The 19,504-nt window shown below is 38.1% G+C and carries 17 protein-coding genes; 7 read left to right on the top strand and 10 right to left on the bottom strand.

Annotation, left to right across the window (positions count from 1 at the left end):
• Window positions 1–7 precede the first annotated feature (7 nt).
• The gene (locus MSG66_RS12810) at window positions 8–1,042 is read left to right on the top strand and encodes a glycosyltransferase (protein ID WP_133971777.1); all 1,035 of its coding nucleotides are present in this window, start codon (window positions 8–10) and stop codon (window positions 1,040–1,042) included.
• On the opposite strand, the gene MSG66_RS12805 is transcribed toward MSG66_RS12810, so the two are convergent.
• A complete protein-coding gene (locus tag MSG66_RS12805; RefSeq protein ID WP_324654306.1) occupies window positions 1,039–1,926 on the bottom strand; it encodes a hypothetical protein in 888 nt (295 codons plus the stop codon). The genes MSG66_RS12810 and MSG66_RS12805 overlap by 4 nt on opposite strands.
• Before the next feature lie 83 nt (window positions 1,927–2,009).
• Between MSG66_RS12805 and MSG66_RS12800 the strand changes: the two genes are divergently transcribed.
• Window positions 2,010–2,777 carry a glycosyltransferase family 25 protein gene (locus MSG66_RS12800; protein WP_324654305.1) on the top strand — a complete coding sequence of 256 codons (768 nt, stop codon included), beginning with the start codon at window positions 2,010–2,012 and terminating at the stop codon, window positions 2,775–2,777.
• Between the two features lie 37 nt (window positions 2,778–2,814).
• Here the strand turns inward: MSG66_RS12800 and MSG66_RS12795 are convergent, their stop codons facing one another.
• The 4 genes from MSG66_RS12795 to MSG66_RS12780 all read right to left on the bottom strand — a co-directional run bounded on the left by MSG66_RS12795 (window position 2,815) and on the right by MSG66_RS12780 (window position 6,855).
• Window positions 2,815–3,738 (bottom strand): glycosyltransferase family 32 protein, encoded by a 924-nt coding sequence (locus MSG66_RS12795; RefSeq protein WP_324654304.1) that lies wholly within the window; start codon window positions 3,736–3,738, stop codon window positions 2,815–2,817.
• Between the two features lie 32 nt (window positions 3,739–3,770).
• Complete coding sequence (locus MSG66_RS12790) at window positions 3,771–3,986, bottom strand: hypothetical protein (RefSeq protein WP_042897543.1); 216 nt, start codon at window positions 3,984–3,986, stop codon at window positions 3,771–3,773.
• A 148-nt stretch (window positions 3,987–4,134) separates the two neighbouring features.
• Window positions 4,135–5,919: an aspartate--tRNA ligase gene (gene aspS / locus MSG66_RS12785; protein WP_005036159.1), complete on the bottom strand. Its 1,785-nt coding sequence runs from the start codon at window positions 5,917–5,919 to the stop codon at window positions 4,135–4,137.
• 171 nt (window positions 5,920–6,090) lie between these two features.
• Window positions 6,091–6,855, bottom strand: a complete 765-nt coding sequence (locus MSG66_RS12780) for a DUF4184 family protein (RefSeq protein WP_324654303.1) — start codon at window positions 6,853–6,855, stop codon at window positions 6,091–6,093.
• A 136-nt stretch (window positions 6,856–6,991) separates the two neighbouring features.
• Between MSG66_RS12780 and znuD the strand changes: the two genes are divergently transcribed.
• Both znuD and MSG66_RS12770 read left to right on the top strand, forming a co-directional pair.
• On the top strand, window positions 6,992–9,061 hold the full coding sequence (znuD, locus tag MSG66_RS12775) for a zinc piracy TonB-dependent receptor ZnuD (RefSeq protein WP_324654302.1): 2,070 nt from the start codon (window positions 6,992–6,994) through the stop codon (window positions 9,059–9,061).
• A 75-nt stretch (window positions 9,062–9,136) separates the two neighbouring features.
• On the top strand, window positions 9,137–10,600 hold the full coding sequence (locus MSG66_RS12770; RefSeq protein ID WP_324654301.1) for a phospholipase D family protein: 1,464 nt from the start codon (window positions 9,137–9,139) through the stop codon (window positions 10,598–10,600).
• A 291-nt stretch (window positions 10,601–10,891) separates the two neighbouring features.
• Here MSG66_RS12770 and MSG66_RS12765 read toward each other — a convergent pair whose 3' ends face one another.
• The gene (locus MSG66_RS12765) at window positions 10,892–11,338 is read right to left on the bottom strand and encodes a hypothetical protein (protein WP_133971791.1); all 447 of its coding nucleotides are present in this window, start codon (window positions 11,336–11,338) and stop codon (window positions 10,892–10,894) included.
• Window positions 11,339–11,503: 165 nt separating this feature from the next.
• Here MSG66_RS12765 and MSG66_RS12760 point away from each other — a divergent pair, with 165 nt between their 5' ends.
• Window positions 11,504–11,893: an RcnB family protein gene (locus tag MSG66_RS12760; RefSeq protein ID WP_202743502.1), complete on the top strand. Its 390-nt coding sequence runs from the start codon at window positions 11,504–11,506 to the stop codon at window positions 11,891–11,893.
• Between the two features lie 47 nt (window positions 11,894–11,940).
• On the opposite strand, the gene MSG66_RS12755 is transcribed toward MSG66_RS12760, so the two are convergent.
• The gene (locus tag MSG66_RS12755; RefSeq protein ID WP_005036172.1) at window positions 11,941–12,423 is read right to left on the bottom strand and encodes a phosphate-starvation-inducible protein PsiE; all 483 of its coding nucleotides are present in this window, start codon (window positions 12,421–12,423) and stop codon (window positions 11,941–11,943) included.
• 179 nt (window positions 12,424–12,602) lie between these two features.
• On the opposite strand from MSG66_RS12755, the gene MSG66_RS12750 reads away from it, so the two are divergent.
• Window positions 12,603–13,568 carry a quinone oxidoreductase gene (locus MSG66_RS12750; RefSeq protein WP_324654300.1) on the top strand — a complete coding sequence of 322 codons (966 nt, stop codon included), beginning with the start codon at window positions 12,603–12,605 and terminating at the stop codon, window positions 13,566–13,568.
• Between the two features lie 137 nt (window positions 13,569–13,705).
• Here MSG66_RS12750 and MSG66_RS12745 read toward each other — a convergent pair whose 3' ends face one another.
• Window positions 13,706–14,416 carry a glutathione S-transferase family protein gene (locus MSG66_RS12745; protein ID WP_133971797.1) on the bottom strand — a complete coding sequence of 237 codons (711 nt, stop codon included), beginning with the start codon at window positions 14,414–14,416 and terminating at the stop codon, window positions 13,706–13,708.
• A gap of 123 nt (window positions 14,417–14,539) precedes the next feature.
• Here MSG66_RS12745 and MSG66_RS12740 point away from each other — a divergent pair, with 123 nt between their 5' ends.
• Window positions 14,540–15,418 carry a LysR substrate-binding domain-containing protein gene (locus MSG66_RS12740; RefSeq protein ID WP_324654323.1) on the top strand — a complete coding sequence of 293 codons (879 nt, stop codon included), beginning with the start codon at window positions 14,540–14,542 and terminating at the stop codon, window positions 15,416–15,418.
• A gap of 69 nt (window positions 15,419–15,487) precedes the next feature.
• Here MSG66_RS12740 and MSG66_RS12735 read toward each other — a convergent pair whose 3' ends face one another.
• Both MSG66_RS12735 and MSG66_RS12730 read right to left on the bottom strand, forming a co-directional pair.
• Complete coding sequence (locus MSG66_RS12735) at window positions 15,488–17,269, bottom strand: acyl-CoA dehydrogenase C-terminal domain-containing protein (RefSeq protein ID WP_324654299.1); 1,782 nt, start codon at window positions 17,267–17,269, stop codon at window positions 15,488–15,490.
• 167 nt (window positions 17,270–17,436) lie between these two features.
• The gene (locus tag MSG66_RS12730; protein WP_324654298.1) at window positions 17,437–19,239 is read right to left on the bottom strand and encodes an acyl-CoA dehydrogenase C-terminal domain-containing protein; all 1,803 of its coding nucleotides are present in this window, start codon (window positions 19,237–19,239) and stop codon (window positions 17,437–17,439) included.
• Window positions 19,240–19,504: the final 265 nt, after the last annotated feature.

Below are 19,504 nucleotides of genomic sequence, written 5' to 3'. Positions count from 1 at the left end.
GCAAGCTATGAAAATTGTTCAGGTATTGGCAACGAGCGGTGGAATTGGTGGATTAGAGCAGCACACTTTTAACTTGGTTAATGAGCTTGCTTTGAATCATGAAGTGCATGTGATTGCACATCCTTGCTATGTAGATAAGTTTAGCCAGAAGGTACATTTTCATGTTGTCGATTTTGCACGTAGCCGCTGGAATATTTTTTTACTTTGGCAACTTAAAAATCTGATCCAACAAATTCAACCTGCTATTGTTCATGCACAAGCTGGAAAGGCGGCTGAGTTGATTGCCCGAATTAAGCCATTTTTATCTGGCCCAAAGTTTGTTACAACCGTGCACGGCACTAAAAAAAATAAATCTGCCTATTTAGCCGGCGATGCGGTTATTGCTGTGAGCCAAGCACTCACACAAGGGATTCCAAAGTCGAAAGCACATGTAGTTTACAATGGGGTTTATCCTCAACCTGCTCTTACAGCTGAAAATAAAGAAAAATTACTTCAATCTATCCAAAAAGATTTTGCTGAGCTAGACCTTAACAAAAAAGTTGTCATGTGTATTGGACGTCTAGAACCAGTAAAAAATATCAGTTTATTGATTGAGTCGATGCAACAGATTGATGCCAATTTATGGATTGTAGGCGATGGTTCACTTCGAGCAAGTTTAGAGAAACAAGTCAGTGAACTTAATATGCAAAGTCGAGTCGCTTTTCTTGGGTTTAGAACTGATGCTCGAGATTTGGTTCAGTTGGCAGATGTTGTAGTTTTATCTTCTGACCGCGAAGGTTTTCCATTGGTGATGGTTGAGGCTTTACAGGCCGATAAAGCAATGGCTTCAACCAAAGTCAACGGTGTGATTGAGTGGCTGCCAGAACAATATCTGGCAGAAATTGGTGATGCACAAGGTTTAGCTAAAGCCATTCAAACTGCACTTAAACCAGCTGCACAAGATGATTTTAGCCCACTTTATACAAAAGCCAAGGCTGAGCTCACTGTGCCAGCCATGGCTGAGCAGACGCTTAATATTTATAAGCAGCTGTTAAAAACTTAATTATTTTTTGGTGTAAGACGAATGGCGTCAAGTACCACAAAGTTATCTTCGACATTAATAGTATGGCAACCGTCATCTGCCTGATTCCAGTCAGGCAAAACCACTTCTAGCAATTTTTCTTCATAAGCTGTTGGGCTGAGCTGAGTAATCGCCTTTAATTCGATATTCCCACCATAACGCTTTAAAGAATCTTGACTTGGTCGAACCAGTTGCCCTTTATAAATAAAAGGCTTGCCCGCCATACGAAACTGCTGACTGCCTCTGCACACTGGATTCATTGGGTGCTCTTGCCAGTTAGGATTCAAAATATCTTTGGTAAAGAATAGATCTAAGCGGTCACCAAACTTCTTACAATCACGCCGCGTTGAAGTAAAAAGATACCATAAGCCTTCATGATAAAAAGGTGTGCTGTCTACTGCTTCGATATTTTCGATTAGATTAGAATGCTTTTCCCATTTCAGTGGAAACTCAGTACATGTCCAAAGCTCAATGGTTTTATTAGCCGAAGTTTCTGGAATCATGTACCAAGTGTCTTTTACTTTGAATATACAAGGATAAGAGAGGTGATAGTCGAGTTTTAAGATTGTCTCAGGTGATGTGTAGGTTCCGTCTTTAAAAACTTCCAAGACCGAAAGAAAGCCCACAGGATGCTGATCATCGACTTCTTCAAAAAAAATAAAATGACGGCCATTTTCATAAGCATAAAAGCTATCTGCAAATGTAAACTTTTTAGGGGAATGGATTTCAAAGAGTGAATGTAATTGCTCAAGTGTTGTAAAGGGTTGTTCTAGCCAGCCGAAACGCATATACCAATGAGAGTCAAAAGATTTTGCTTTTTTTGCTTGTTGGTATTTGTACCATTTTTTTTGAATTGAACGAATCATGACAATACAAGAAAATAAAAAAGATATATTAACTCTATTTTACATTAGATATGATACTTGCTGTTTAAAAGGGGAGTAGCTTAATGAAGATTTATGTTGTAACTATCGAAGATGAAAAATCACCTCGTTTAAGTAAATTCCTCGGCCAAAATTTTTTTGAAAAAGGAAATTTACCTATAACGAAGGTAGGAATTAAAGGGGGAGAACTTTCAGCAAAAGAATATTTTGAAAAAGCTGTAAAAGGACGCTCTAAACCATTAACTCCAGCAGAGTTAGGTTGTACCTTGTCTCATTTAAAAGCTTTAGAGCTTTTTCTTGAATTGGAAGATGAATACGCATTAATTTTTGAAGATGATGCTGTTTTACCCCATGACTTAAATCTCCAAGATTTGGAAACAGAACTCAAAAAACTTAATTTGCCTAAAAATATTTTACTTAGTTTAGGCGGTATACAGATGAAAGAAAGTTTAAAAGTTAGAGGAATATTAAAAAATGAGAAAATTTTTAATAAAGATATATTAGAAGTACATCCTCACTTTTATAATCGTGTAAATTATGCTGTTGCGTATGTGGTTGATCGTGAAATGGCTAAAAATTTAATTGCTTATCATTATTTAATTAGAAAAGCAGATGACTGGAGTTATTTGTTTGACTTCAGTGATAATTCTCATATCTTGATGACATATTTAGTAGATCATCCGGTAATTAAATTAGGTGAAAAGGATACGCAGTTAAGCGCGATCGAGGGGGAGCGTGCAAAATCTTTAGATTTACCTAAAAGTCGCTATGGTGAATCTATAAATTATAATTTTGCGAAATTAATATATAAAAAATATCCCTTAAATAAATAAGTCTAAAAATAAAAGAGGTAATTAAATTACCTCTTTTTTAAAAATCTAAAAAAGAATTATTTTTAAATTTATTTTTAAGCACATAGGGAATTAATAGTGCTCGATCAGATCCGATTAATTTAATCAGGAAGGGCATTTGATCAGGTCTATGTTTTAAAACTAAAGCTTCAATGAAATAAATATTACATTTCAAATCAATATTTTGATATAAAAAGGCATTTTTATCACAATTAATCAGCGAGATACTGGTTGGCATTTCTCGTAAGACTTTTTGACAAGCCACATAAGCGATTAGATACTCAAGTAGTCCTATATTTTGAAAGTATTCACAATAATTCGGTTTTGTATTTCTGATTTCAGAAATATAGTTTTTAACTCCAAGCTTTAAAGCATAAGATAATTCATCTAACCATTTTTTAAAGAAAATATTTCCTTTTTCTGAGGCAAGTAACCAATTCTCTATAACAGGATATTCTTTTACTGTCGTATTCGCAGCTCGATAATATGCAAAAGCAGATGTTTTATTGTTTTTACAAACATCGATAATCCATTCAAGATTAGTATAGGTTATAATACTTGCATCTAGCCATATTCCTCCATAATAATAAAGAAGATAAAATCTTAATAAATCTGATTTTTGTTGGGGAGTTAAATTTTTGTAAGCTGAAAAATCAAAATCACAAAATTCTGATATGTTTTCAGAATTTAAAATATAAACTTGATATTCTGGATTTAATAGTCTTACTTGATTAAAACACCTTTTTACCAGTTCAGGTATTTCTGAGTCCCAATACATCCAAATTATCTTAGGTATAATAATTGGGGAATTAGCTAAAGGATTTAAAATAATAGGATCTGCAAAGTTTTCTGAATCAATGTTCTTAAATCTTATATCTTTGTAGAACCTTAAATTAAATAATAAATAACGAAAAATTTTTCTTGTAGATTTTCGTAGACCCATAACAACCTCAAATGATAAATAGAAATATCTTTTTATTTATCGGCATTGCCTTTTAAAACCATATAAATCAGTGCAACAAAAATAAGCAATGCACCTGCTAGGCTGCTTATGCAGAAATAAAGAATACGTTGATTTGTATTGATATTAAATAATTCATTTGCAAGGATATAGCGCATGAAAAACCATTGCGCCAGAGAGAATACAATTACGATTAAAGCATGTCGACGTACATCAGAGCGCATTGCCATAATGAATTACCAAGGGAGAAAAAGTGGTGATATTATGCCACTGACCTGCCTATTCGCAAAGCATAGCTTACTTAAGTGAATTATGTTATTGATATTAATTAATAAAAAACCCTGCATAAGCAGGGTTTTTAATTTGAAAATCTAAAAATTATTTAGTTTCTTCAGCTTTGGGCTTTTCACGTAAGCGGATGCCTAAGTCACGAAGCTGATTTGCTTCAACAGGAGCAGGTGCTTGAGTAAGTGGACATTCAGCAGTCTTAGTTTTAGGGAATGCAATAACGTCACGAATAGAAGTCGCGCCAGTCATTAACATCACTAAACGGTCAAGACCAAATGCCAAACCACCGTGAGGAGGAGCACCATAACGAAGTGCATTTAATAAGAAGCTGAATTTCTCTTCTGCTTCTTCATCAGAAATACCAAGCGCTTCAAAAATCGCTTTTTGCATTTCTAATGTATAAATACGAAGTGAACCACCACCAACTTCAGTACCGTTCAATACCATGTCGTAAGCAACAGAAAGTGCTTCACCTGGATTGCTCTTCACTTCTTCTACGCTTGATTTTGGTAGCGTGAATGGATGGTGAACAGAAGTCCATTTGCCGTCATCAGTTTCTTCAAACATTGGGAAGTCAACAACCCAAAGAGGAGCCCACTCGCACGTTGAAAGATTCAAATCATGGCCAATCTTCACACGAAGAGCACCCATTGCATCATTTACAACTTTAGCTTTATCTGCACCGAAGAATACGATATCGCCATCTTGCGCACCAACACGTGCCAACAGTTCAAGTACGATCGGTTCAATGAATTTCACGATTGGAGATTGAAGACCTTCAATTCCTTTAGCGAGTTCATTAACTTTGATGTAGGCCAAACCTTTTGCACCATAGATGCCAACGAATTTGGTGTATTCATCGATTGCGCTACGTGGCAATGATGCTGCACCTGGAACACGTAAGGCAACAATACGGCCTTTAGGATCTTTTGCAGGACCCGCAAATACTTTGAACTCTACTTCTTGCATTAAGTCAGCAACGTCGACGAGTTTCAACGGAATACGCATGTCAGGTTTGTCTGATGCATAGTCACGCATTGCATCTGCATACGTCATACGTTGGAATTTATCGAATTTAACGCCAAGAAGTTCATCGAACATCTTCACAGTGAGGACTTCCATTAAGTCCATAATGTCATCGTCACTCATGAACGATGTTTCAACGTCGATTTGAGTAAATTCTGGTTGACGATCAGCACGTAAGTCTTCGTCGCGGAAACATTTTGCGATTTGGTAATAACGATCAATACCACCCACCATCAACAATTGTTTGAATAATTGTGGTGATTGTGGAAGTGCATAGAAACTACCATTTTGTACACGACTTGGTACTAAGTAGTCACGCGCACCTTCAGGTGTTGCACGTGTCAAAATAGGTGTTTCAACGTCTAAGAAACCATTATCTTCGAAATAATTACGAATAAGATTAGTCAATTTAGAACGGAAGCGTAAACGATCCAACATTTCAGGACGACGAATATCTAAGAAACGATATTTCAAACGAATTTCTTCAGAAATATTGGTATTTTCATCATTTAACGGGAATGGAGGTGTTTCTGAAGCGGCAAGAACTTCGATATCTTTACCTAAAACTTCAATTTGACCACTCACCATATTGGCATTTTCAGTACCTTCATAACGGCGACGAACACGACCTGTAATTTTTAATACATATTCAGAACGTGCTTTATCTGCAGTTGCAAATGCTTCTGGAGTATCTGGGTCAATAACCACTTGAACGAGGCCATCACGGTCACGCATATCAAGGAAAATAACACCGCCATGGTCACGGCGACGATGTACCCAACCGCATAGTGTAACGGTTTGGTCGATTTGGGCTTCAGTTAAAGAGCCACAGTAATGAGTTCGCATCATAATGAAGATTATCCAAACTATATTGGCTGAAAAGACGGATGCGTAAACCGCGCACCGTCAAAAAAAATAAGTTTTCGATTATGCCTTGTTGCATGGTTTGTCACAAGAAGTAGATCAAAAAACCGCAGAAATTAACCTGAAAATGAGCAATTTGGCAGCAAGATTTCCAAATTATCCCATTCTTTGTTGCCGATCTAAAAACAAGAATAATAGGCATCCTAAGCTAAAACTACTTAACCAACCCTGCATAAACTCATTAATAGAGCGGCCTGTGAAATAATAGGTATCAGCATGCCAAACCTCATGAGGAATGTAGTGGGCATAATCCCAAAATGAAAATAAACCTAAGAGTGTAGATAGTATAAAAAGAGTCCACACAAAAACTTTAATTTTTCTACTTACTTTCCAATGTTGTTTATAGCGCTGGTAATAGTGCAGGCACATCCAAGCGAGAAAAGGCAAAGCAAGAGCAGAGGAGCCAAGTTGTAAAAGACGATGTAATGGATATGGACGTCCAAAAAGATGAACAGTCGTTGCTAAAACATCTTTAAATATAAAAGTTCGAAAGTCTGCATGCGTTAAGCCATCCCAAATTAGATGTGTCGCTATGCCGATGATTAGCGCAAGCAATGTTCCAATCAAAAATAAAAAAATACGTTTTAAAGAATTGAGCACAAAATCATGTTGCACACCAAAAAAACGGTAAATCACTGGACGGTAAAGAAAATACCAAACAGCACAAAAAAGTAAGCCTAATGCAAGGTTAGGATAAATCAGTCCCTTCCATTGGTGAGTCAGCATGCTGGAATGAACTGTAAATAAGCGGTTAAGATCGGGTGTCATACTCCCAATAGCTAAAGCGGCAATTGGCAAAGTGTTTTGGCTAAGCTTGGATAGAGGCGGAGCTATAACGGCATGAGAGATTGTAAAAGGCATTAGAAATCAAAAATTACTCACATCATTTAGTTGACCAGTCTAGCGAATCGTCGGTTAATAAATGTTTTTTATTGCAAAAGAATCGAAATGTTATAATATAACAAAACAAGACGCGTAACGATTAGAGAATCACCTCATGTTGTTCTATAAAAATATTTTGACCTTATCCATTTTAGCTGTCATATCCGTTCCTTCGTTTGCAGCAGAAAATGAAAATGTTGAAAAGTTAGAAACTATTCGAATTAAGGCTCATCCACTTGAGCAAACTTCACAAGATTTTGCTGTTGCAGATACAGTCGTTGATCAAAAGCATTTATCGCAAGGTGCTGTCACCATTGGGGATGCACTCAGTAGCGAAGTGGGAATTTATGCTAATCAGTTTGGGGCTGGTTCGAGTCGTCCAGTCATTCGGGGACAAGATGGTCCACGTGTTAAGGTGCTTCAAAATTCATCAGAAAATATTGATGTCTCGACCTTGTCTCCTGACCACGCAGTAACTGTAGACCCTGTTCTTGCAAAGCAAGTTGAAGTGATTCGAGGTCCATCTACTTTGCTATTTGGTGCGGGAACTGTCGGTGGTTTAGTCAACGTAATTGATAACAAGATCCCTACGCAAATGCCTGAAAACGGTTATGAAGGACAAGTTGGTTTACGTTACAACACTGGAAGTGATGAAAAACTAGCGAGCGCTGGTGTAACTGTCGGTTTGGGCAGCCAAGTGGCTTTACGCGTTGAGGGGTTAACACGTGATGCGAATAACTACATTGCACCAAATTATATTCATGAAGGTGAAAAAGAACGCCGTGTAGACAATACTTTTGCTCAGGGTGATTCAGTTAACGTCGGGTTATCTTGGATTTATGACCGAGGTTATACCGGTATTTCTTATAGCAACCGTCGAGACCAATATGGTTTACCGGGGCATAGCCATGAATACGAAAGTTGTAGCGCTCATCTAGGCGGAATACCGCATTTACATTGTGGTGATCATGAGCATGAAGATGGTGAAGAAGCTCATAATCATGAAGAACATGATCACGAACATGGCGGCCCATGGATTGACTTAAAATCCGAGCGTTATGATTTTAAAACTGAGTTAAATGATCCTTTTGCGGGCTTTCAAAAGTTACGTGCTCAGGCAAGTTATACTGACTATCAACATGATGAAATTGAAGAAGGGACAATTGCGACCCGATTCCAAAACAAGGGCTATGACGGACGTATTGAGTTAGTACATAACCCGATTGCTGATTGGGAAGGCGTCATTGGTGCACAGTTGGGCCAGCAAAAATTAGATTTAACAGGCGAAGAAGCCTTTATGGCACCGACCACTACCAAAAAGTGGAGCGTATTTGCCTTAGAACATAAACAATGGAAAGACGTACATTTTGAGCTTTCTGCACGTGCAGATCAGCAAGAAATTGATGTAGATGATAACTCTAAACAAGATTTTGATGGTTCTGCATTCTCTTATGCTGGTGCTGCGAACTGGGAGTTTGCGCCAAACTATAAACTTTCTTTTGTAGCGTCACATCAAGAACGTTTACCTTTAGCTCAAGAGTTATATGCAAATGGTGGGCACTTTGCGACCAATACTTATGAGTTAGGAAACGATCAGCTCAGTAAGGAAAAATCGAATAATGTTGAATTAGGTTTGCATTATGACAATGACAAACTCGACTATCATCTTCATGTTTACCATAACTGGTTTGATGATTATATCTATGCGCAAACCCTTGACCGCTATAAAGACTTCCGTTTAGTTCAATACACCCAAGATAAAGCGCGTTTCTATGGTGCAGAGGGTGAAATTGGTTATCAAATTACCCCAATGTACAAGATCAGTGCTTTTGGTGACTATGTGCGCGGTAAAATTGATGCAGAAGGAAATGCACCACGTATTCCAGCAGGACGCTTAGGAACTAAAGTCGATGCAGACTTCGGTGATGGTTTTAGCGGTTCTGCCGAGTATTATCATGTCTTTAACCAAGACAAAATCGCGGCATACGAGACTGAAACTGAAGGCTATAACATGCTCAATCTTGGTGTGGCATATTCTGGGCAATATGGTGTAAAAACAGATTATCGCGTCTATATGAAAGCGAATAACTTGTTAGACGACACGGTTTATCAACATGCATCGTTCTTATCAAATATTCCACAAGTTGGGCGCAATTTTACAGTAGGTGTTGATTTTAAATTTTAAGGCTTTAACACGAAACTAAACTTGAAAAATCAATCCAAAAGACCTAATTTGAAAGCATCAAGTTAGGTCTTTTTTATGCGTATTTTTCAGCGAATTCATCAAAAAATAAATTGGTCAGGGCGTCGTTATATGGCGGTATTACTTTGCGTTGTTGCTATTGCATATCTTGCATCGGCAATTTACCACACAGTAAAACCATTGCCACAAGGCATCAACTTTAGTGGCAAGCTTAGACATGCCGACGTTAAATTTTTAGCAGATAAAACCTATCTTGATGCAAAAGGCCAACAGCAGCTTGATCAGCATATCTTTAATGAAATCTTGAAAATGATTGATGAGGCGCAAACCACCATAGTCGTGGATATGTTCTTATTTAATTCAGAAGTTGGTGATTCAAAAATAAAGCAAAGACCACTTATGCAAGAGTTAACCGATGCATTAGTGAGTAAAAAAAGACAAAACCGTCAAATCCAAATTGTGATGATTACCGACCCGATTAATTCGGTTTACGGTGGCCTAAAGCCTGAGCATTATCGACAGTTACGCCAAGCGGGTGTTGATGTAATTGAAACCAATTTAGGCCCATTACGTGCATCTAACCCATTCTGGTCCGGCTTATGGTACATCTGTTGCCAGAATATTGGGAATAACCCAGACAAAGGCTGGTTACCTAATCCGTTTGGTGATGAAAAAATTACACTTCGTAGTTATCTGAATTTATTTAACTTTAAGGCGAATCACCGTAAAACTGTGGTAGTCGATACCGATGCAGGCTGGAAATCACTCGTAACTTCGGCAAACCCACACGATGGTAGTTCTAGACATTCTAATGTTGCGTTGGTTGTAACAGGAGCCACAGCGGCTGATGTTCTACAAACTGAAGCAGCGGTTGCACGAATGTCGGGAAGTAGTGCACCCTCGCTCATTTTAGGTGATTTTGAAAAAGACATAACCAAACCTCAAGTCCAAGTCTTAACTGAAGGCGCGATTTATCAATCTGTATTAAAATTGATTAACTCGGCGAAGCCAAAAGAGAATCTTGATTTAAGTATGTTCTATTTATCTGAGCGCAAGATTATTCAAGCCTTAAAAAATGCTCAAGAAAGAGGTGTGGTTGTTCGCGTTTTGCTTGATCCTAATAAAGATGCATTTGGTCGACAAAAGAATGGTATTCCAAACCGTCAGGTGGCTTCAGAGCTACATGCTGTGGGCATTCCAATTCGTTGGTGTGATACGCATGGCGAGCAGAACCATAGCAAAATGATATTAAAATATAACGCTCAGCAAGCTGAGTTGATTGTAGGATCGGCTAATTTTACAGCCCGTAATTTAAAAAATTATAACCTTGAAACTGACATGTTGGTCATTGGAAAAGTTCAAGATCAAGTCTTTCAAGATGCTCAAGATTACTTCAATACATCGTGGTCAAACCTGCAAGGTAAACAGATGAGCGTAGATTACGCGAAGTATGCAGATGAGTCGAAAGTGAAATACTGGATTTATCGTTTTATGGAATGGTCAGGATTGTCGACTTTTTAATTCTATTTTTTATATAAACGGTAAGACTCTATGTTCACGACGGAGTCTTACTTAGTTTCATCGTAAGCTTGAAGCTTATTCGCTGCCGTGATTTTGTACAAAATTGGCAAGATGATTGGCGACATGGATGTCGCCGTTTCACTGTGTGGCAGGGAAGCTACATCAGTGAAACAATGGTTTTTGTCACTTTTGACCTTTCAAAAGTGAGGCATTAGCCTATACAAAAGACATTAGAACATCACTGTAAGTAAAGGCTGTGCAATAAGAAGGATAAAACTAAATAATATGATTTTAAGGCGCTGGCGGAATCAATTGATCCAAAGTCTTATCATCTAACTTTTCTAATTCACTCAAATCAGTCTTAATTTTCCACTGTGACTCATCATCTACAGGATTTGGTAAACGTGCCTCAAGCCAGTCACAGACCACATCTGGAGAAAACTCCGGATGATTACATTGAATAATCCACGATAAAAAATCTTTTGCTTCACCGTTCATATAAGGTGGTGGAGAAACAGGAAAGAATAAGGTCGGTAGGCGTTCATTTGTTGATAGGTAGTTTAAAACATGCCCTAATTCTTGAACTGTTTGCCATGCAAGTGGGTGTTCTACATCAATACTGAACTTAAACCACCAAGCATGTTCGCCATCTGCTCCATGAGCCATGATACGGGCTTCTTGTACGGTTGGAACTTTGCAAAAAAATTGATGAAGACGTTCAAAACTGATTTCAGACACAGCAATTGACCTAGCTAGAAAAAAGCTAATGTTAGCATAGATACAGATTCTTCATATTTTCTTTATAGTCATTACAAACCTTAGCAATCTCATCTGTTTTATTCATGGTTTCTCCTTGACTGTCTTTTAATCTAGCTTCATATCAGGATAAAAAGGAAATGGGCCATGAAAAAGCCAATCGTTCTTGTACTTTCGACATTAATGTTGGGTATATCAGCTACCGCGATGGCCGATACAAATCATCGTTGGGATAATAATCATGGTAGAGACCATGACCGATATGAACATCGTGATCGTGATGACCGTCGCCATGATTACCGTAATGATCATCGGGCTCCAAGTTGGTCAAATGCCGATCGTGGAAAGCATTATGGCCGTTATGTTGCATTCAAGCGTGGTGAACGTATTCCTACTCAATACCGCAATAGCCGTTATTATGTTTCAGACTGGCGAGCGAATCGCTTATATGAGCCACCACGTGGATATCATTGGGTTAAAACACCTAACCAATATCTATTAGTCGACTCAAAACATCAAATTTATCGTGTTCGTTAATTTTGAAATAAAGAATATATAAATGGCCTCAATGTTGAGGCCATTTTTTACGCTAATTCATCATCTTGAGGCTGAGGAGGCTTTAAGGTTGTGGGTGTTTTTGCATGTTTCTCTTTCATCACCGAAGGATAATTCCAAGACGCAAAACGAACGACTAAAATAGATAAAGCTAAAATAAGAATTGAGCCTGTAATAATGACTTGGTCCATATCTGCTTTATGGTCGTGTTGGATATCTGAAATGAGTAGACGGGTTAATGCCGTAATCGCAACATAAATAAGAAAGCGTACAGGCATATGATTGGTTTTAAAGTAAATCCCAACCATTGCTCCAAGCTCTAAGTATATAAATAATAATAAAATATCATCAATCGAAGCGTACTTTTTGACGGTTAAAATTTCAAAAACAGTATTGGCTGCGGACCACGCCACCATACAGCCAATAATAAACAGGGCTAAATAATGAAAAGCTTCAACGGCATAATGACCGAAACGGTCTAGAATCCGCTCGTATTTTTTAGGATCAGGCATGATGAGATCTTTTATTTGCTTCGTAATGTTTAGAAACTAAACAAATTTCATGCCAATGGAAATAGCTAGTTTAAAAACTTTATCTTTATTTAATAAAAGAAAAAAGTAGAGGAATAAGCTTTGTGTTCATTATTATGGTAAAAATAAATTAAATTTTACTAAGTATGAAAGGATAAAAAATGAAAGCGGTAAAGCTATATCGTTATGGAAATCCTGATGAACTTATTTATGAAGAAATAGAAAAACCACAAATAAAAAATGGGGAAGTTTTAGTAAAAGTCTCAAGAGCCGGGATCAATTTTTCAGATATTTATCAACGTAAAGGCGTAAACCCTCTACCATCTTTACCTTATATTTTGGGGCAAGAAGGGGCTGGTATTGTCGTTGAATCTTTAAGTTCAGAATTTAAGACAGGTGATAGAGTTGCTTGGCTTGCTTCAAATGGGGCTTATGCAGAATATGTGAGTATTCCCGTAGATAAATTAATTCATATTCCAGAAAATATTAGTGATGAGATTGCAGCCTCTGGTTTATTGCAGGGAATTACAGCCCATTATTTAGCTTATTCGACTTATAAGGTTAACTCTGAAACAGTTGCGTTGGTTCATGCAGGAGCGGGTGGCGTAGGTGCATTGCTCGTTCAATTATTAAAAAAACAGGGTGCAACCGTTATAACAACTGTATCTTCAAATGAAAAAGTAGTTCTAGCTCAATCTGCTGGAGCCACCTTTGTAATTGATACGAGTAATCAAAATTTTGTGGAAGTTTGTAGAGAAGTTACGCAAGGCCAAGGTGTAGATGTCGTTTATGACTCTATTGGACTCGTGACTTATGAAGGAAGTCTTTCTGTTGTTAAGCCATTAGGGCTGTTAGTTTTGTTTGGCCAATCCAGTGGAAAAGTTCCACCTATTGATCCAATTGCTTTATCGAAACAAGGATCAATTTATTTAACGAGACCGACATTGGCTACCTACACAGCGACTAGAGAAGAACTACAAAAGAGAGCGCATGAGGTGTTTAAATTAATAGAAGAAAATATATTAAAGGTAAATATAAATAAAGTTTATTCACTTGATCAGGCTTCGCTTGCCCACCAAGATTTAGAATCAAGAAAAACCACAGGAAAGTTACTTTTAGCGCCTTAGGAAATAATCTTTATAAACAAAAAAATGCCTGAAAGTTCAGGCATTTTTTATTTATTATTTAACTGAAATTGAGTTATAAATTAATCTTCACTAAAGCCTCTTTGCTCTATATTTGGAGCATGATAGCCAACAAAAAGTTATCTTAAGTTTGTATGTTGTTGGAGAATATCTTCAAGTGAAATATGACCTAAAAAGTTACCAGTACTCTCAATAGCCTGTTCTTGTTCGATAGCATGTGCAAATTTTACAGCTGCTTGATCTTGTAGTTGCTGATAAAGACGCTGGCAGTTCGGGAAATGATTAATATCAATTACATCATGATATTTCAACCAGCGTGCTATACCCGCGTAGTAGCCATCAACGAAAGACAATTGATCGCCCATTAACCATGTTTGCTCTGTCAAGCTATGCTCTAAAGCAGTAAATGCTTTTTTGACTTGTGTTGCTCCATATTCACGTAATGCGTGAGTGGCTTCTTCCGATGAAGAATGCTCAAGGCTATACCATAAGGGGCTAAATGCGTTGAATAACGTGGTATTTAAGAAAGCTAGCTTCTGATTGAACTGATTAAATTTTTCTGTTCCTTGTTGATAGTGAAAAGTAGTGTTTGAGCTTTTTGCCATGAGATAACTCAAGATCGCCATGCTTTCCGTTAAGACTTTACCATTGTCGTAGAGCAGGGCTGGTGTTTCACCTACAGGATTAATTCGGCGGTATGCCTCGGTATTGCATTGTACTGGCATCTCGATTCTACATAGTTGATAGGGTAAACCAGACCATTCCAATGCAACAATAGAGCCAAATGAACAACCAGAAGGGATACCATAAAATAAAGTGAAAGTTGACATGATGATTACTCTTGTGTGGTGTGTAGAATCATCTTAAGTCGGCAGAAAAGTTTCTAGTAGTCAGGTATTATGAAACTTATTGTCTACATATATGGACATTGAAGAATGCTACTTAGACAAAATTTGAATGACGTTTTTCTCTTTGTTGTGGCTGTAGAGCATCAAGGATTTTCTGCTGCAGCTAAACAACTCAATTTACCTAAATCCACGATTAGTAAGCGTGTGGCGATATTAGAAAATAAGCTAGGTTTAACCTTAATCCATCGTAGTTCACGTAGTTTTGTACTAAGTGAAGCTGGAAAGCTTTTTTATCAGCATGCTAAAAATGCGGTCGATGAATTTCGCTATGCTGAAGAAAATTTATTAATACAGCAACAAGAGCCTAGTGGTGTGGTCAGATTGAGTGCTTCGGTGCCAATTGCTCAGTTTCTTTTATCTGATTGTTTACCTGAGCTTGCAGAACGTTATCCTAAATTATTATTACAAATAGAGGTAACTGATCGCTACGTAGATGTCATGAGTGAAAACTTTGATATTGTGATCCGTAGTCATTTTCAATCATTACCAGATTCTGGGTTAATTCAACGTGTGCTGACAAATGACAAGATTATTGCTGTTGCTGCACCTACTTATTTAATGAACACAGCCTCAATTAATTCACCACAAGATTTAGTGGACCATCAAGGATTATGGTCTGATCTGCAAATGAATCCTTGGTCCTTCAAGCATATGTCTGGAGAAAAAGAGATTGTACGACCAAATATTCGCTTTGTGGCAAATGAAGCAGAAGTTTTGAAAGGTGCTGCGAAGCGAGGAATTGGTATTACGCTTTTACCCGAAACATTTTGTGTGAATGAACTATCGAATGGAAGTCTAATTCATGTTTTACCAGATTGGTCTGCAGGTAATGTAACGACCAGTTTGCTCATGTTAACAAGACGAGGATTATTACCCAGTGTAAATATTACTGCTGATTTTTTAGTAGAGAAATTAAAAAGATAAGATTTTTTGAGCTTTTGTTGAATTAAAAAAAATGCCTAATTTCTCAGGCATTTTTTATTCAATAATTAATTAAGCTTGGTTTGTGAAGTAGTCTTCACTAAAGCCCATAACTAAGTCAGAACCTGCTTTGATTTTAGCAATACGCGCATCAATATCTGGCAAGATACGTTCAACAAAATATTGAGCTAAAGCAAGTTTGTTTTGATAGAAATCACCAGACTTATCTTTTGCTGCCCCTGCAATTTTTGCAAACATAAACGCAAAGCTGAGTAGACCAACTGCATGTAAATAATCAACTGCCGCAGCATTTGGGAAATCTACGTTTTCAGCAGCTTGTTCAATAATGAACTGAGTAATAGCTTCAATTTCAGTTGCAGCATCTAAAGTTGAATCTTTAATGAAGTTTAAGTCTGTGTCTAAGTCGTTTGCAAAGTCACGAATTTCAGTGATGTATTCAGCAATGAACACGCCGCCACATTTAATGGTTTTACGACCAATTAAATCTTGAGATTGAACGCCGTTCGTTCCTTCGTAAATTTGAGCAATACGGAGATCACGGATACATTGTTCCATACCCCATTCACGGATATAGCCATGACCACCAAATACCATTTGAGCATCTAAAGTTGCTTGGAACGCTGTATCTGTGAGGTAAGCTTTAGCAATCGGCGTTAAAAGTGCAACGCGATTATTGGCTTTTTTTACAGCTTCTGCATCAGTTGAGAATTTAGTGATATCGAGCTGTTGACCTACATACACTGCAAAAGCACGAGATGCTTCATTGTTTGCGCGTACGTTTAACAACATACGACGTACGTCACCATGTACCAAAATGCTATCTGCTGGTTTGTTTGGTGATTGAACACCTGCTGCACTACGGCCTTGTAAGCGGTCAGTCGCATATTGTGCTGCATTTTGATATGCAAACTCAGATGCGCCTAAACCTTGAATACCCATTGATAAACGTTCGTAGTTCATCATGACAAACATGGCAGCAAGACCTTCGTTTTCTTTACCAACGAGGTAACCTTTTGCTGCATCAAAGTTCATCACACAAGTTGCAGATGCTTTGATCCCCATTTTATGTTCGATAGAACCTGGTCCAACTAAGTTGCGTTCACCTAATGAACCATCTTCATTTACAAGATACTTAGGTACGATAAAGAGCGAGATGCCACGTGAGCCAGCAGGGGCATCAGGTGTTTTAGCAAGTACCAAGTGAATGATGTTTTCTGCTAAATCGTTGTCACCACCAGTGATGAAGATTTTAGTACCTGTAATGTTATAAGTACCGTCTTCATTAGGTTCTGCTTTAGTTTTGATAATACCTAAGTCAGTACCTGCATGTGGCTCTGTCAAACACATGGTGCCTGACCATTCACCTGAATAAATCTTAGGTAAGTAAGTTTCTTTTTGTTCTTGAGATGCATAGCTGCTTAAAGCCATGCCTGCACCCACAGAAAGAAGCGGGTAGAGCATAAATGATGGGTTAGTCGCAAATAACATTTCATCAGAAAGAACGGTGAGCATTTTTGGCATGCCTTGACCGCCCCATTCTTCGTCGGCACCTAAGCCAATCCAACCGCCTTCTGCATATTGACGGAATGCATCTTTAAAACCAGCTGGTGTGAACACTTCGCCGTTTTCATAGCGAGCGCCTTCTTCATCACCGGTACGGTTTAATGGATGAGTTACGTTCTGAGCAAATTTAGCCATTTCTTCTAAAATTGCTTCAGCAGTTGCAGCATCTACATGAGCGAGTTTCTCATTAGACTGCCAAAATTGTTCTGCTTTGAATACATCATTTAAGATGAATTTCATATCAGCTAAAGGAGCATTGTAAATTGGCATAATCGTTCACCTTTTTTGTGCACATTGGCCTGTGCTAGATATCCTGTAAAACGAAATGGATATGGAATTTAAAGTGTAAATTTATCATTGATTTTATAAAAAAAGGACCGTCAAAACTGAGCAGTCCTTTTTCGTTTTTTAACATTGCATATCGCAACTAACTATGGTTAGAAAGCGAAATGTTCAGCATCTAATGACATTAATGGATCGAGACCACCTGCAATCACATCGACATGTGAGCGAACACGTGGCAAGATTTTTTTGAAGTAGAATCGAGCAGTTGTTACTTTTGCATTGTAGAAGTCAACTTCGCTAGTACCCGCTGCTAATTTCTCTTGTGCAACAAGTGCCATACGAGCCCATAGGTACGCTAAAGTGATATAACCTGAGAAGTAGAGGTAATCTACAGCAGCAGCACCTACTTCATCTGGGTTTTGCATTGCGCGCATACCAATTTGCATGGTGAGATCGCCCCATTCTTTGTTAAGCGCTGCAAGCGGCTCAACAAATTCTTTCATGGCAGCGTTGTCTTTGTTTGCTTCAACAAATTTGTGAACCATTTTGGTAAAGTCTTTTAGCATTGCACCTTGAGTTTGCAATACTTTACGGCCTAACAAATCAAGTGCCTGAATTTCAGTTGTACCTTCATACAAGCAAGCAATACGTGTATCACGTACGATTTGTTCCATGCCATGCTCAGAAATGAAACCATGACCACCGAAGACTTGAACACCGTGCTTAGCAGATTCAGAACCAGTTTCAGTTAAGAATGCTTTTGCAATTGGAGTCAGTAAAGACAAGATGTTGTCAGCAAACTTACGCTCTTCTTCTGTTTCGCCTTTTTCAACGATGTCAGCGTATTGAGCAAGTAAGTAAACAAGCGCACGGCCACCTTCAGCAAATGCTTTTTGAGTTAAAAGCATGTTACGAACAGCAGGGTGAACAATAATTGGATCTGCATCTTTTTCTGGAGCTTTCGGACCAGAAAGTGAACGCATTGCTAAACGTTCTTTCGCGTAAGTTAACGCACCTTGGAAAGATGATTCAGAAGCTGCTAAACCTTGAACAGCAGTACCAATACGTGCTGTGTTCATGAAGGTGAACATACAATTCAAACCACGGTTTTCAGGTCCAATCAAATAACCTTTTGCTTGGTCAAAGTTGATGACACAAGTCGCGTTACCATGAATACCCATTTTGTGTTCGATAGAACCACAACGTACCGCATTACGCTCGCCCACAGTTCCATCTGCATTTACATGGAATTTAGGAACGATGAATAATGAGATACCTTTAGTGCCTTTTGGCGCACCTGGTAAACGTGCAAGAACGATATGAATGATGTTCTCAGCCATGTCGTGTTCACCAGCAGAGATAAAGATTTTCTCGCCAGAAATTGCATAGCTACCGTCAGCATTTGGTTCTGCTTTAGAGCGGATAATACCTAAGTCCGAACCTGCATGAGATTCAGTTAAGCACATCGTACCTGTCCAGACACCTGAAACAAGGTTTGGTAAATAAATATCTTTCTGTTCATCAGAACCATGATGTTCTAATGTACGTACAGCACCATGAGACAAGCCAGGGTACATACCCCAAGACCAGTTTGCTGTACCAACCATTTCAGAAATTGCAATACCTAGAGAGTTAGGTAAAGCCTGACCACCGTATTGTTCTTCTGCTGATAAAGACGGAAAGCCAAGTTCAATATATTTTTGATAAGCTTCTTTAAAGCCTGTTGGAGTGGTAACTACACCATCATTCCAAGTACAACCTTCGCGGTCGCCAACTTGGTTTAAAGGAGAAAGTTCATTTTCACAAAAGTCTGCCGCAGCTTCTAAATATTGATCAACCAATTCACGGCTTACGTTACCTTGGAAATCAGGTAATTTTGCATAGTGTTCTTCAGCATTTAATAATTCATGCAAAACGAATTGCATATCACGTAAGGGCGCTTTGTATTGTGGCATATCGGGTTCCTCAATACTGGTGAAACCAGAGTTATAATCTTAATCTATGATAATGTGCCATCAGGCACCTTGGACTATTACATCGTGCAACAACTTGCATAACTGCACAAGCACCTCAGGACCTTTACTTTGTGACTGCAAAGTCAAGAAAAAAATGCTTAAACTAGCTAAGTGCTTTGAGTGTAAACACTTTTGGTTATGTTTATATGATACAAATAGTCAAAATCGTAAATAGTTATGTATAAACAAAAGGCGCCGATTGGCG

The sequence above is a fragment of the Acinetobacter sp. IK31 genome, from assembly GCF_035615195.1.
Lineage (GTDB): Bacteria > Pseudomonadota > Gammaproteobacteria > Pseudomonadales > Moraxellaceae > Acinetobacter > Acinetobacter calcoaceticus_C.
This window is presented reverse-complemented; position numbering and strand designations above follow the sequence as displayed.